General features: G+C 34.5%; 16 protein-coding genes. 8 read left to right on the top strand and 8 right to left on the bottom strand.

What is annotated here, in order from left to right:
• The first annotated feature begins 75 nt into the window (after positions 1-75).
• Genes IMCC3317_RS07805 through IMCC3317_RS07790 form a run of 4 tightly spaced genes read left to right on the top strand, consistent with a single transcriptional unit; the run spans position 76 to position 2236 of the window.
• On the top strand, positions 76-441 hold the full coding sequence (locus IMCC3317_RS07805; protein ID WP_160128970.1) for a hypothetical protein: 366 nt from the start codon (positions 76-78) through the stop codon (positions 439-441).
• Between the two features lie 16 nt (positions 442-457).
• Positions 458-1003, top strand: coding sequence for a YceI family protein (locus tag IMCC3317_RS07800; protein ID WP_228054989.1), 546 nt, complete (start codon positions 458-460; stop codon positions 1001-1003).
• A 7-nt stretch (positions 1004-1010) separates the two neighbouring features.
• A complete protein-coding gene (locus IMCC3317_RS07795) occupies positions 1011-1379 on the top strand; it encodes a hypothetical protein (RefSeq protein ID WP_160128969.1) in 369 nt (122 codons plus the stop codon).
• Between the two features lie 5 nt (positions 1380-1384).
• Complete coding sequence (locus IMCC3317_RS07790; protein ID WP_160128968.1) at positions 1385-2236, top strand: DUF5777 family beta-barrel protein; 852 nt, start codon at positions 1385-1387, stop codon at positions 2234-2236.
• A 94-nt stretch (positions 2237-2330) separates the two neighbouring features.
• Here the strand turns inward: IMCC3317_RS07790 and IMCC3317_RS07785 are convergent, their stop codons facing one another.
• On the bottom strand, positions 2331-2600 hold the full coding sequence (locus IMCC3317_RS07785; protein ID WP_160128967.1) for a hypothetical protein: 270 nt from the start codon (positions 2598-2600) through the stop codon (positions 2331-2333).
• Positions 2601-2760: 160 nt separating this feature from the next.
• On the bottom strand, positions 2761-2922 hold the full coding sequence (locus IMCC3317_RS07780) for a hypothetical protein (RefSeq protein WP_160128966.1): 162 nt from the start codon (positions 2920-2922) through the stop codon (positions 2761-2763).
• Between the two features lie 180 nt (positions 2923-3102).
• Here IMCC3317_RS07780 and prfA point away from each other — a divergent pair, with 180 nt between their 5' ends.
• From prfA to IMCC3317_RS07765, 3 genes are all read left to right on the top strand, one after another.
• On the top strand, positions 3103-4179 hold the full coding sequence (gene prfA / locus IMCC3317_RS07775) for a peptide chain release factor 1 (RefSeq protein ID WP_160128965.1): 1077 nt from the start codon (positions 3103-3105) through the stop codon (positions 4177-4179).
• Positions 4180-4334: 155 nt separating this feature from the next.
• The gene (gene pyrF, locus IMCC3317_RS07770; protein WP_160128964.1) at positions 4335-5150 is read left to right on the top strand and encodes an orotidine-5'-phosphate decarboxylase; all 816 of its coding nucleotides are present in this window, start codon (positions 4335-4337) and stop codon (positions 5148-5150) included.
• A gap of 37 nt (positions 5151-5187) precedes the next feature.
• Positions 5188-5979 (top strand): ABC transporter substrate-binding protein, encoded by a 792-nt coding sequence (locus IMCC3317_RS07765; RefSeq protein WP_160128963.1) that lies wholly within the window; start codon positions 5188-5190, stop codon positions 5977-5979.
• A 107-nt stretch (positions 5980-6086) separates the two neighbouring features.
• On the opposite strand, the gene IMCC3317_RS07760 is transcribed toward IMCC3317_RS07765, so the two are convergent.
• The 6 genes from IMCC3317_RS07760 to IMCC3317_RS07735 all read right to left on the bottom strand — a co-directional run bounded on the left by IMCC3317_RS07760 (position 6087) and on the right by IMCC3317_RS07735 (position 11068).
• Positions 6087-7169, bottom strand: coding sequence for a peptidoglycan-binding protein (locus IMCC3317_RS07760; RefSeq protein ID WP_160128962.1), 1083 nt, complete (start codon positions 7167-7169; stop codon positions 6087-6089).
• A gap of 163 nt (positions 7170-7332) precedes the next feature.
• Positions 7333-8541 carry an eCIS core domain-containing protein gene (locus IMCC3317_RS07755; protein ID WP_160128961.1) on the bottom strand — a complete coding sequence of 403 codons (1209 nt, stop codon included), beginning with the start codon at positions 8539-8541 and terminating at the stop codon, positions 7333-7335.
• 144 nt (positions 8542-8685) lie between these two features.
• Positions 8686-9105 carry a hypothetical protein gene (locus tag IMCC3317_RS07750; protein WP_160128960.1) on the bottom strand — a complete coding sequence of 140 codons (420 nt, stop codon included), beginning with the start codon at positions 9103-9105 and terminating at the stop codon, positions 8686-8688.
• A gap of 8 nt (positions 9106-9113) precedes the next feature.
• Positions 9114-9317, bottom strand: coding sequence for a putative signal transducing protein (locus IMCC3317_RS07745; RefSeq protein ID WP_160128959.1), 204 nt, complete (start codon positions 9315-9317; stop codon positions 9114-9116).
• Between the two features lie 383 nt (positions 9318-9700).
• Entirely contained in the window at positions 9701-10192 is a 492-nt protein-coding gene (locus IMCC3317_RS07740; protein ID WP_160128958.1) for a DUF5763 domain-containing protein, read from the bottom strand.
• 174 nt (positions 10193-10366) lie between these two features.
• Positions 10367-11068: a DUF4197 domain-containing protein gene (locus tag IMCC3317_RS07735; protein WP_160128957.1), complete on the bottom strand. Its 702-nt coding sequence runs from the start codon at positions 11066-11068 to the stop codon at positions 10367-10369.
• Between the two features lie 179 nt (positions 11069-11247).
• Here IMCC3317_RS07735 and IMCC3317_RS07730 point away from each other — a divergent pair, with 179 nt between their 5' ends.
• Positions 11248-14697: a methylmalonyl-CoA mutase family protein gene (locus tag IMCC3317_RS07730; protein WP_160128956.1), complete on the top strand. Its 3450-nt coding sequence runs from the start codon at positions 11248-11250 to the stop codon at positions 14695-14697.
• The last annotated feature ends 38 nt before the right edge of the window (positions 14698-14735 follow it).

Below are 14735 nucleotides of genomic sequence, written 5' to 3'. Positions count from 1 at the left end.
ACCTGAAAATGTCTTTAAAATAGATTATATTCATGCAAAATTGAAAAAGAAAAATAACCAACTAAAATCTAAAAAATGCAGAAAAAAATATACATAGGCTTCGCTTGTATATGTGTGTTGACCATCTTTTATAATTGTACAACAAACACTATTGACGAAGGCGATGTAGCGGATTTACCGCCAATTGTAGAAACAATCACGTATGATGACGATGTGGAAGCAATTATTACAACAAATTGTATAAGCTGTCATAGTGGACCCAATGCGAATGCAGGTTTGCAACTCACAAGTTACTTAAATGTAAAAGCAGCTGCGGAACAAGGCAACCTTTTAAATCGGATCAATAATGCCACAAATCCAATGCCGCAAAGTGGATTGTTGCCACCAGAAACACGCCAAATCATTGACCAATGGGTTGCAGACGGCTATCTTGAAAATTAAATCTAAAAAATATCATATGAAAAAAATGCTATTATTGTGTATGTTTTTTGTAGTTGGAACTATTTCCGCGCAAAAATATTTCACTAAAACAGGAGAAACAGACTTTAAAGCTTCCGTAGATGCTTTTGAACCTGTTGAAGCTAAAAGCAACAGTACAACGGCAATTTTAAAAGTTGATACTGGCGATTTGGCTGCGCTATTATTCATGAAATCATTTCACTTTAAAGTGGCATTGATGGAAGAACATTTCAATGAAAATTATATGGATTCGGATAAGTTTCCGAAAGCAACATTTAGAGGGAAATTGAAAGATTTTGATATGTCCGATTTGTCAAGCACAGCAAAAGAATACAACTTATCAGGAACATTAACGGTTCGTGGGAAAGCAAAAGAAATTGAAACAACGGCTAAGGTTTCCAAAGATGGAGACAAAATTGTTGTGCAAGCCGTATTCACAGTAAAACCACAAGACTTTGATATTGATATTCCAAGTATTGTACGAAACAAAATCGCAAAAGAAATTAACGTAACACTGAATTATGAGCTTATCGAAAAGAAGTAAATTCCTCATGATATTCGTCCTAATTATTGCAATGGGCGCATATATTGGGTATAGTTATGCATACCAACCACATACTGCTATTGCTGATATGGAAGTTGCATTTAAAGGTTCTGCAGAAGACTTTTTAGAAAAAATAAAAGAAAACGCAGAAGAGTGGACACAAGGTGAGAAAGTAGTGGAACTTACAGGGAAAATTACTGCAAAAGACGAAAAAGGAATTTCACTAAACGAAAGTATCTATTTTCAATTGGCGGAAGGAACAGCTACAGATGACTTAGCGGAAAATCAAAAAATAAAAATCATAGGTAGAATTATTGGATATGATGATTTGATGGAAGAATTAAAACTCGATAAAGCAATCATTGTCAAAAAATAATATAAATGAAGCACTATTACATATACACAGTACTCTGTTTATTCAGTATAGGATTGCATGCGCAAGATGATTTATTAAATGAATTAGAAGACGAAGCAACGCCAGAAACGTTTGTATCTCCTGCGTTTAAAGCCATGAAAATTGGAAATTTACAATCGACAAAAGTAGCATCAAAAGGTGATTTTTATTTGTATGTTTCACACAGATTTGGAACATTAGATGATGGATTATCAACTTTTTTCGGATTTGACAACGCAAACACTAAAATTCAATTGGTTTACGGACTTTTTGACGGATGGCAATTTGGAATCAGTAGGGAATCATTACGAAAAACATATGCCTTATCTACAAAAGTAAAACTGAAAAATCAATCGGATACTTTTCCTGTAAATTTAGTTGGATATGCTACCGCGAATATAAATACGCAAGTACGAAAAGATCGGTTTCCGTTTCTTGTATTTGAAGATCGTTTGAGCTACACAACGCAATTACTCATTTCACGAAGATTTAGTAACCGCTTTTCGCTAGAATTGGCACCTTCATACGTACGTCAAAATCTAACATTAGAAGCTTCTCAAAAACACGACCAATTTGCAATGGGCGCTGGCGGACGTTTAAAAATAAGTAAACGTATGTCTATCAATATGGATTATGTGTACAACTTTAGCCGAGCAGATAATACTGCATTTAGAAATCCGTTGACTATTGGAGTTGATATTGAAACTGGCGGGCATGTATTTCAGTTGTTATTTTCAAACGCACAATCGACCAACGAACCTGGATTCATTAGCAATGCAGAAGGAAATTGGACTGATGGAGATATATTTTTCGGATTCAATATTGTACGTGTATTCTAAACATAGAAACATAGAAACATAAAACATATAAAAACACAAAAGGCTTTCATGAATTTGAAAGCCTTTTTCTTTAGTGAAATATAAAAATTTGTTCTTAGTAACAGTGAACTCCTGGAGGACACACTGAATCTGAATTACAATTGTTAGTTCCACAATTATTAGTTCCGCAATTGTTAGTTCCACAATTGTTAGTTCCGCAATTATTGCTTCCACAGTTATTAGTTCCGCAATTGTATTCTGAGAAGCATGGTTCAGCAGTTCCAGTCCATGATTGATATCCACCAGTAACGCTATCAGATTCAAACGTAGCTACTTTTGACTTTTTTAATCCTAATTTTCCTAGAGTTACTTTCTTTTTTTTCATGATAAATAAGTTTTGGTTAAAAAGTAAAAATAGTAAAAACACATCTAAAAAAAATAAGGCTTCCCCGTAATAAAAGTAATGTGTATAAAAAGAAAACTGCATCTTTTCAGTTGAAAATGATGCAGTTGTAAAAATAATTTATGTGAATTGTGAACTAGTATTAATTAGTTTCACAGTTACAATATGTTTCATCGCATTCTCCGTTTCCGTAAGAAGAACAATCGCTTTCAAGTGGCGCACGAAGTCCTCCTTTTACAATTTCTTTTAATGATGAAATACTTCTTTTGTTAAGCTTTAACGAATTGATACCTTTTTTTTTCATGTGAATAAGTTTATGGTTAATTAATTTAAGTTGGTATTAAAAATACAATTAAAATGCGAGATGCATTGAATAGAAGTCAAAGAAAAACTATTTTCACAGAAAGTATTTTAGATATAAAACAGAAAATCTGAAACAATCAATAAAAATTGTAAATTTGCATACCTGAAAAGAAAAAGTTCCATGTTAGATAAGTTACAAATAGTAAAACAGCGTTTTGATGAGGTAAATGATTTAATCATTCAGCCAGACATTATTGCTGATCAAAAAAGATACGTACAACTCAGCAAAGAATACAAAGATCTTAAAGCACTCGTAGAAAAACGCGAGATATATAAAGAGATATTGGACAATATTGCTGAAGCAGAAGAAATCATTTCAGATGGTAGTGATGCCGAAATGACAGAAATGGCAAAAATGCAATTGGACGAAGCCAAAGAAGCATTGCCAATATTAGAAGATGAAATTAAATTCTTACTAATTCCAAAAGATCCTGAAGATAGTAAAAATATCGTAATGGAACTCCGTGCAGGAGCCGGTGGAGATGAAGCAAGTATTTTTGCAGGCGATTTGCATCGTATGTATACCAAATACTGTGAAGGTCGCGGTTGGAACGTAAGTATTGTAGATTATAGTGAAGGAACTTCGGGCGGATTTAAAGAAATGATACTTGAAGTTTCAGGAGAAGATGTATACGGAACCATGAAGTTTGAAGCTGGCGTGCATCGTGTACAACGTGTACCACAAACAGAAACGCAAGGTCGTGTGCATACAAGTGCTGCAACGGTAATAGTATTACCAGAAGCAGAAGAATTTGATGTAGAATTAGATATGAAAGAAGTTCGTATAGAGCGAACAACTTCTACTGGACCTGGAGGACAATCGGTAAACACAACGTATTCTGCAATTCGTTTGCATCACGCGCCATCTGGATTGGTGGTAAGTTGTCAAGATCAAAAATCATCACACAAAAACTTAGAAAAAGCATTAAAAGTATTGCGTTCTCGATTGTATGATAAGGAATTAGAGAAAAAGCTAGCTGCAGATTCTGTTCGTCGTAAAAGTATGGTTTCTTCTGGAGACAGAAGTGCAAAAATTAGAACCTATAACTATCCGCAAGGACGTGTTACAGATCACAGAATTGGATTAACATTGTACGATTTATCAAATATAATGAATGGCGACATTCAAAAAATATTGGACGAATTAATGCTCGTTGAAAATACAGAAAAGCTGAAAGATGCTAGTGAGATTATGTAAATTTGTTGTCAGTTGTCAGTTGTCAGTTGTCAGTTGTCAGTTGTCGGTTTTCAGTATATGACCTTTATTTTTGATACTTTCAATCAAATTAACGATCAACAAATCAACGAATAAACAAACAACAAATAACGAATAAAGAACAACGAGTAACAGCAATGACAACCACACAACTGATAGCCGAAATTCATAAAAAAAAATCCTTTCTCTGTATTGGACTTGATGTTGATTTACAAAAAATCCCGAAACATCTATTAGAAACGGACGATCCAATATTTGAGTTTAACAAGGCAATTATTGATGAGACACATCACTTGGCAGTTGCGTACAAACCAAATACGGCTTTTTACGAAGCTTACGGAATTAAAGGTTGGCAAGCGTTGGAAAAAACAATTCAATACCTAAATACAAATCATCCGGAAATATTTACCATTGCAGATGCAAAACGTGGCGATATCGGAAATACATCAAGTATGTATGCGAAAGCATTCTTTGAAGATTTAGCGTTCGATTCCGTAACTGTTGCGCCATATATGGGAAAAGATTCTGTGGAACCTTTCTTAGCATTCAAAGGCAAACATACCATTTTATTAGCCTTAACTTCAAATCAAGGCGCGTTCGATTTTCAAACGAAACTTATTAATGATAAAGAAGTATACAAACATGTATTAGAAACTTCGAAAAGTTGGGAAAACAGTGAAAACTTAATGTATGTAGTTGGCGCAACGAAAGCTTCTTTTTTAGGAGAAATTCGTGAAATTGTTCCAGAAAGTTTCTTGTTAGTCCCAGGAGTTGGCGCGCAAGGCGGAAACTTGCAAGATGTTTGCAACTACGGAATGACGGAAAATGTTGGACTCTTAATTAATTCTTCAAGAGGAATTATTTATGCTTCAAATGATGAAAATTTTGCTTCGGCTGCAGCCGAAAAAGCCTCAGAATTACAAACACAAATGGCAGAAATTTTGACGAAATAAATTTTCGTCATTCTGAACTTGATTCAGAATCTCATATATGAATATAAAAGATCAATTACAACGAGAATTAATTTTTAAAACGACTCCAAAACGAATCATTTCGTTAGTGCCATCGCAAACGGAATTGTTGTACGATTTAGGTTTGGAAGATAGCATTGTCGGAATCACCAAATTCTGTGTACATCCGTATCATTTAAAAAGTACAAAAACAATTGTTGGCGGCACAAAAAACATCAAACTTGATAAAATTAAGGCTTTACAGCCAGATATTATTCTGTGTAACAAAGAAGAAAACACAAAAGAAATTGTAGAAGAATTAGAGAAATTATTTCCAGTACACGTTTCAGATGTAAAAAATATAGAGGAATCCTTGGAAATGATCACGCAATACGGAATGATGTTTAAGTGTAATACAGAAGCTTCTAAAATCAATGATAAAATTCGGTTTCATTTAAAATATTTTCAAGAATTTGTCAAAGACATTCCTGTTCAAAAAGTAGGGTATTTTATCTGGCGAAAGCCTTGGATGGCAGCAGGAAAAGATACATTTATCAATTACTTACTAACGTTGTGTAAATTTGAAAATATCTACGAATCGCACGGAAGATATCCAGAAATTACGATTGAAAATATTCGTAAAGAGGGCGATCCCGCTATTGTATTATTGTCATCAGAACCATATCCTTTTAAAGAAAAACACGCATTTGAAATTGGACGACATACACATCATGCAAAAGTTGTTTTTGTAGATGGAGAATATTTCAGTTGGTATGGCTCGCGACTTTCCAAAGCGTTTGCTTATTTCAAGCAACTTCATAAAAGTTTGTAAACAAGAAAAATCGGGCAATGAAACCCGATTGTATTTCATTAGCTAATCTAAAATGCTGTGATATAGATTATTATAAATATATTAAAAAACGTGAAGGAGAAATAAAATCAATTAAACTTCCCCAATTGCACTGCTTTTTGCATAGCTTCATATCTTTTTTTCCAAATAGTACGATCTTTATTCAAATGATCGTCAATATGCACAGGATCTATGGTGTTAAACTTTCCGCCCCAACGTAATTTTGGATCGTTAATAATTGAACTTAAAAACTGTTTTACAGGTTCAGGAACATTAGGATATTTTGCCATTACTTTAGAATTTGCCCATTTTCCGTTTCCGTAGCGCAAATTCATATCAATTCCGTGTCCAGCCAAATGATTAGAAAACGTTGCAGGTTTTACAATAGCACCTCTAACATTTGTGGTAGTTCTAAACGAACTTGTAACGTGTATAAAAACGTCTGCTTGTTTTGCATATGCATTTATTTTTTCGAGCGCAGGTATAAATTCAACATCAGCTCTACAAGGTTTTCCAGAAAAACGAGAACCTTCAAACAATACAAGTGGCGATTTTTTACTTGGTAAATTTTGCGCCGCCAAGTCACTCCATTTATTTCCGTAATATGGATTAATGTCTCTTAAGAAAAGATCAACAACTGGGCGTGAAAGTAAATCGCCATCACACTCAATAGCATTGTCTTTTGCATATTTAATTACAGCATTTCTGGTACTATTTCCATACAAACCATCTGCGCCAAACTTTTTAAAATTAAGTTGTTCGCCATAACCAATCGTATTTAAAAACACTTGTATCGCAGAAATACTTGTGCGTGTTCCTTTAGAAATATATTTTTTTGTTCGTAGATCCGAAGTATGAATTCTCCATAAAACATACATTTCAGGAAGCAAATCGTGTCTTTCAATAATCAATTTTGCCAAAGCAGTTGAAACAGATTTCCCATCAGTAGTACTATTATTTTTCTTAGCAAAAGCGGCAACGGCGGCTGTTGTAGCTTTTCCGTAATCGCCATCGGCTTGGTAATTGTCCCATTTTAGTTCCTTTCGAAAACCCAACTCAAACAGAGTTCGTTGCAAATCGGTGACTAATTCCTTGTCTGATGATCCTTTAAATAAAGATGCGCTAATATTTCCTTTTTTGAGTGCTGATTCAAGTAGATTTGAACATTCCATGAGTGTAAACTTTTTATTTTAAGCAAATTAGAAAAAATACAAATAGTGTAAAAGGGTAAAAACACTTGATTTTCAATTAATTCTATTTTTTAATTTCCCCAATTAATTTTCTCTTAAGTTACAGAAAGATGTACTATTCGTTTTTAAATAATAAATCAATAATTTACATGGAATTTAAGACACCAATAATAGCTGGTATCTGATTATGATGTATCTCTATTCTAAGACTTGTAGGTAGTCCAGCATCTATAAGTTGTTCATAAGCAGTAAGCCTTGCTTTTCCTGCGGGTGAATTTTCTAACATGTCTTGGTTAAACTCTGCTAGTGTTGACCTAGCAATGATAGGTTTAATACTTACCTTATTTTCACCTTGCAGAGATTTTAAAGATGATTTATGTTCAGATAATACATCAGCAGAAAGTGCATCTTCATTTCTGACAACTGGTGGAGTTTCTAATTTTTTTCTTTTAAATTTTTTGAGACGAGCTAAGCGTTTATTCCAAAAACCTCCTAATGCTTCTCCTAATAATTCAATAACTAATTTTACAACCGCTGCGCCAGTTGGTCGCCAATCTAACGTGCCTACATTGCCTGTAACTCCATGATTTGCAATCATTGCTTGTTGTACATCATTCATTGCTGCTAACATATGCGCTGCTGTTAAATGTGGATTAGCCAAAGTCGCTGCGTTAACATGCATATCTGCTAAATTTGTAGCAGGTCTATAAGTTCCATGTAACAAACCAAAAGTAAAATCTTGGTCTCCTGTAGCAACAGTTGGATCTAAAACAGCTTGAACTACAGTATCGTGGTTTGAGATCAAAGAAGCACTATTGGTTATGTCTTTATTTGAATGATTTAAAGGCATGCGTTGCGTTACAGCTTTAGCACCCATAATATCAGCTTCCTTTTCTAAACTAACATCTGTATTAATATTTACATTTCCTTTCAACTGCACAGTAGGTTTTACTCTTCCTTGTTTTTGTTGTACTACATGCCAAGCTTCGTGTGGTAAATGTTTCTCTTGTCCAGAAGCTACATGAATATTAGTTCCTTGTGCAAAAGCATGTGCTTGTAATTGTGCGGGTTTATCAGAATTATAATGGACTTTAACATCGTCCATTGCGTAGCCAGAAAGCTGTTCTATTCCCGATTTAAGAGTATCAGGTAAGCCTGTATTAGTTGCTTTTCTCTGAATTGGAAGTATATGTTTCGCAGAAAAAGCTTCACTTATTTTTTGTATTTTTCGCTGAATAGTTGCCTGCGGACGATTATCTTCAAAATGAAAAACAGCATCATTCGTCGTTTTTAGTTGTGCAACTTGACTCGGAATAGCTTTGTTTTCTTTTGACTTTTCAGCGTTAATATGCATATTTTAAAGGAATTGTATTTATAACAATACCTGTAAGTTAGCAAAATAAGTAGTGTAATTTAAGAAATAGTATGTGTTGTCTACGATTTGTATATGCGAAGTCGTAGTTGTGTGTAAATTGAAGTTTAGTTTCGTATAATCTTACTATTGATTCAAATGATTATTGGTATTTCTTTTCAACTTAAAAAAACATTCCACATAAAAAACCACAATCATTACAAAAAATGGAATTGCAGATAGTGTAGTTTCTTTTTGAGAACTTTCTAAAGTTGATAACATGAATAGTAATGGAATTAAAACAAACAAAGGCGACAGCATGAACAACCATAATTTATAACCTTTTACGGTTCGCCAGCCTAACAAAAATAGTATTTGTCCTATTACAATAAATAGGATTGGTAAAAAACTACTTAGATCGCTCCGTTGTAGAATGTTTGGTAAATCAAGGATCATAAAAATTTCAAACAATACCCAAGGTCCGCCAACATGTACACCAAAAATCTGTACAAAAAATGAAGATACAATGACGCCAAAGAAAATCCAGCGACTTATTTTTAACTCCATAAATGGTTTTATTTCAAACTTTTCAGAAGCGTTACTGCTTTTTCCACGTCCGCTTCTTCCACGTGTAACTCTATGCTTCCGCCAAGAATACCTGCGTGCGAAGTGTCCATTTTGTTGATTTCGAAATAGTTAACGCTAGCTTCATCTAAAATGTGTTTTGCGTCCATAATTTGAACTCTTGAATCTGTTGAATATATTTTTTGTCTGCTCATAATTTTTATGTCTGTTAGCTACTAAAGATACAAAAATGATAAGGATTTTAATAGACTTTTGAATGATTTGAATGATTTAAATTTTAAATTATGAATGTTGAATTGTAAATTAAAAAATATCGAATATCAAATACAGGATATTGAATGTAGAAGTTTTTCAACCTTGATATATTGAACAACAAACAACTTGCTAAGATAAGTGATAAGTGATAAGTTAAAAGTTAAAAGTTAAAAGTGAAAAAGGGATGAGTTAATAGTTAAACGGAAAGCGACCTAAACAAATCAACAAATCAACAAACTAACAAATCAACAAATACCGAATGTTGAAGTCTAAATAGTTATTTTCTTAAAACTTAAAACTTAAAACTTAAAACTTAAATCCATCAATCATGCTGATAACAATAACCGCCGCCTTTTACTTTTCGTTTGCAGCGTTTGCCAGCGTTTGTTTTACCAAGACATCTTGAAGCAGCAGTATTTTTATTTGAGCTTGAAGCATTTTGTGAACTTCTAGCGGAATTACTATTCTGTTTGGTATGTTGATAACAATATCCGTTAGCGAGTTTAGTTTTGTGTTTGCAACGTGTTCCTTTCTTTGTCTTGCCTTTACAGCGAACAGAAACGGAAGTGCCAACCGATTTATCTTCAGGATTAAACCGTTTTTCTAATTGACTCTTTGGTGGCGATTTACAAATCTTACAAGGCGTTAATTTACAAGAATTAATAGTATCAAGTCCGACCAACTTACTAGAAACATTTTCCACCATTCTACATGAACTCAAATGATATCGTTTCCCCGAAGGCGTTTTGTAGACGCTTTGAGCTTGAATCTTTAGACAAACGAGAAATAGAAATATGATTAGTAAGTATTTCATGTGAGTTAGAATAATCATCAAATCTATCAAAACGAAACAATATAAAACTACGGTTTACCGTAAAACAATCGACTAAAAAAACAAACGCCATCACAAGATTCAAAAATCTCACAATGGCGTTTTATATTTTAACCGACAACCGACAACCGACAACCGACAACCGATAACCGAAAACTAATCCTGCAAAGCAAAAACTTTCTTCAACAAGTCCGTAGTTCTTGAGCCAACTTTAGTTCGAATCTTTTGTTCTTCCACAGAAATCATCGTATACACGCCTTTCAAAGCTTCGGTAGTTACGTAATCTGTTAAATTTGGATTTACCTTACTCACAAAAGGAATCTTATTATAATTATCAATCATTTGTGTCCAAATTCTATCCGCGCCAACTTTTGCAAACGAATTTTGAATCACAGGTTGAAACTTATCATACAACGCAGTATTCGTTTTTCCTTGTAAATAGCTAGTTGCGGCGTTGTTACTTCCTAACAAAATATTTTTTGCATCAGCGAACGTAATATCTTTTACCGCATTTATGAAAATTGGAGTTGCTTCCTTTACAGCATCTTCTGCAGCTCTATTCAATAACTTAATTCCGTCATCTGCCAAACTTCCCAAGCCAATATCGCGCAATGCTTTATCTACTTTTTGTAACTCTTCTGGCAGTAAAATCTTTACCAAACTATTTCCATAAAAACCATCTTTCAAGGTCAGTTTTTTTACTTGTTTGTCAATTCCGAAGTCTAATGCTTGACGCAATCCTGCTGCAATATCAGCATCTCCAAGTCCGCCGTTTGGCAACTGATTCACAACTTGTTGTAACTCTGCACAAGAATTCAACATCAACAATCCGACAAAAGCAATCATAATTTTTTTCATAATAATATATATTGTTTTTAGACAAAAGTAATTTGGGAAGGTTTAAAACCTCGAACTACAAAAATAGGATAAAAAAATGAGTTGGCTGAAAGTTATTTGCGTTAGAAAATTCATAATAAACACAATACTTTTTTGAATATTCCGTAAATTGCCAGCCTAAAATATACACTTCATTACAGATGGAACAAGCGCAACCTTACAAACCCAAATATAAAGTACGAATCGTTACCGCAGCATCATTATTTGATGGACACGATGCCGCAATAAATATCATGCGACGCATTATTCAGTCAACTGGTGTTGAGGTAATTCATTTAGGACACGACAGAAGCGTGGAAGAAGTAGTAAACACAGCAATTCAAGAAGATGCAAATGCAATTGCATTGACTTCATATCAAGGTGGACACAATGAGTACTTTAAATACATGTACGATTTGTTAAAAGAAAAAGGCGCAGAACATATCAAAATATTTGGCGGCGGCGGCGGCGTAATTCTTCCAGAAGAAATCAAAGATTTAATGGACTATGGAATCACGCGAATCTACTCACCAGATGATGGACGCGCTATGGGATTGCAAGGAATGATTAACGATTTGGTGCAACAATCTGATTTTGCTAGCCCATCCTTAATTCTTCCCAAAGGGAAGACGGTTGCGGAAAGTATCAAAGAAAAAGAAGTTAAAACAATTGCACGATTAATATCGTTTGCAGAGAACAAGCACGAAGAGTTTGAACGGCTTTTTTCTCCTTTGGGGAAACCAAAAGGGGCAACAACACCAGTATTAGGAATTACAGGAACTGGTGGCTCAGGAAAATCTAGTTTGGTGGACGAATTAGTACGTCGTTTTTTAGTTGACTTTCCAGAAAAAACAATTGGTTTAATTTCAGTTGATCCTTCAAAACGAAAAACTGGTGGCGCATTATTGGGAGATCGGATTCGTATGAACGCCATCAACTCACCAAGAGTGTACATGCGTAGTTTGGCAACACGACAATCGAATTTGGCATTATCAAAATATGTAAACGAAGCAATACAAGTATTAAAAGCGGCGGAATATGATTTAATCGTTTTGGAAACGTCGGGAATTGGACAATCGGATACGGAAATCATGGAACACAGCGATGTGGCTTTATACGTAATGACACCAGAATTTGGCGCAGCAACGCAATTGGAAAAAATTGACATGCTCGATTTTGCTGACTTAGTTGCGATCAATAAATTTGACAAAAGAGGCTCGTTAGACGCTTTGCGTGATGTAAAAAAACAATACATGCGTAACAATCATTTGTGGGACGTTCATCAAGATGATTTGCCTGTTTACGGAACCATTGCTTCACAATTCAACGATCCAGGAATGAACACGTTGTACAAAGCTGTAATGGATAAATTGGTTGAAAAAACAAAATCAGATTTACAATCGACTTTTGAAATTTCAGATGAAATGAGCGAGAAGATTTTCGTCATTCCGCCAGCAAGAACACGTTATCTATCTGAAATTGCAGAAAGCAATAGGGCATACGACAAAACAGCAGAAACGCAAGTGGAAGTTGCACAACGATTGTTCGGAATCTATAAAACAATAGCTTCGGTAACGAATGTAACTTCAAGCGAAGTAGAGATGTCGTTTATGTCTAAAATTGGGTTGGATGAAACTATTATTTTAGATCGAATTGAGAAAGAAGCAGACATTGATTTGGTAAAATTATTACTCAAAGAGTTTGATCGCGTGAAGCTAAATTTAGATCCTTATAACTGGGAAATCATAAATGGTTGGAGCGAAAAAGTAAACAAATACAAAAACCCGATTTACACTTTTAAAGTGCGTGATCGTGAAATAAAAATTGAAACACACACAGAATCTTTATCACATGTACAAATTCCAAAAGTAGCGTTGCCAAAGTATCAAGCTTGGGGCGATATTTTAAAATGGTGCTTGCAAGAAAATGTGCCAGGAGAATTTCCATACACATCAGGATTATATCCTTTCAAACGTACAGGAGAAGATCCGGCGCGAATGTTTGCTGGAGAAGGCGGACCTGAACGTACCAATAAACGTTTTCATTACGTAAGTGCAGGAATGCCCGCAAAACGTTTGTCAACGGCTTTTGATAGTGTAACTTTATATGGAAACGATCCAGATTTACGACCAGATATTTATGGTAAAATCGGAAACGCAGGAGTTTCTATTTGTTGTTTGGATGATGCAAAAAAACTCTATTCTGGTTTCAACTTAGCAGATGTAATGACTTCGGTAAGTATGACTATAAATGGCCCTGCGCCAATGTTACTAGGTTTTTTCATGAATGCAGCAATCGATCAGCAATGTGAAATTTACATCAAGGAAAACGAACTTGAAAAAGAAATTGAAGCGAAAATTGCTGAAATTTATAAAGGTAAAGAACGTCCAAAATATAATGGCGAATTGCCAGAAAGTAACAACGGTTTAGGTTTGATGCTTCTCGGAGTTACAGGAGATCAAGTTTTGCCAAAAGAGGTTTATGACGATATCAAAGTCAAAACCATTGCGCAAGTTCGTGGAACGGTTCAGGCGGATATTTTAAAAGAAGATCAGGCACAAAATACGTGTATCTTTTCTACGGAATTTGCATTGCGATTAATGGGCGATGTGCAAGAATATTTCATTGAAAATAATGTGCGTAACTTCTATTCGGTTTCCATTTCTGGATATCATATCGCGGAAGCTGGCGCAAATCCGATTACGCAATTGGCATTGACATTATCAAATGGTTTCACATACGTTGAGTATTATTTAAGTCGTGGAATGGACATCAACAAATTTGGCCCAAACTTATCATTTTTCTTCTCCAACGGAATTGATCCTGAATATGCAGTGATTGGACGTGTTGCGAGGAAAATCTGGGCGAAAGCCTTAAAACATAAATACGGAGCAAATTCACGTGCGCAAATGTTGAAATATCACATTCAAACTTCTGGACGTAGTTTGCACGCACAAGAAATTGATTTTAACGACATTCGTACAACGTTGCAAGCATTATACGCAATTTACGATAATTGTAACTCGTTGCATACCAATGCATACGATGAAGCAATTACAACGCCAACGGAAGAATCGGTTCGTAGAGCAATGGCAATTCAGTTGATTATCAACAAAGAATTAGGATTGGCTAAGAATGAAAATCCAATTCAAGGTTCGTTTATCATTGAAGAATTAACAGACTTGGTAGAAGAAGCAGTTTTACTAGAATTTGACAGAATAACAGAACGTGGTGGCGTTTTAGGTGCAATGGAAACGATGTATCAACGCTCTAAAATTCAGGAAGAAAGCTTGTATTATGAGACTTTAAAACATAACGGACAATTTCCAATTATTGGCGTAAATACATTCTTAAGTAGTAAAGGTTCGCCAACGGTTGTACCAAAAGAAGTCATTCGTGCAACGGAAGAGGAAAAACAATATCAAATTAAAATACTAGAAAATCTTCACAAAGCACATGATACAGACGAATTATTACTTGAATTACAGAAAAAAGCAATCAATAATGAAAACATATTTGAAGCTTTAATGGATGTTTGTAAAGTCTGCTCATTAGGACAAATTACAGCATCTTTATTTGAAGTTGGAGGACAATATCGAAGAAATATGTAGTTTATAAAATACGTAGCTTACTAAATAAAACTTCCTGT

Source organism: Kordia antarctica (assembly GCF_009901525.1).
Classification (GTDB): domain Bacteria; phylum Bacteroidota; class Bacteroidia; order Flavobacteriales; family Flavobacteriaceae; genus Kordia; species Kordia antarctica.
Note: the sequence above shows the minus strand (reverse complement) of the source record. Positions and strands in the feature narration are given on the sequence as shown.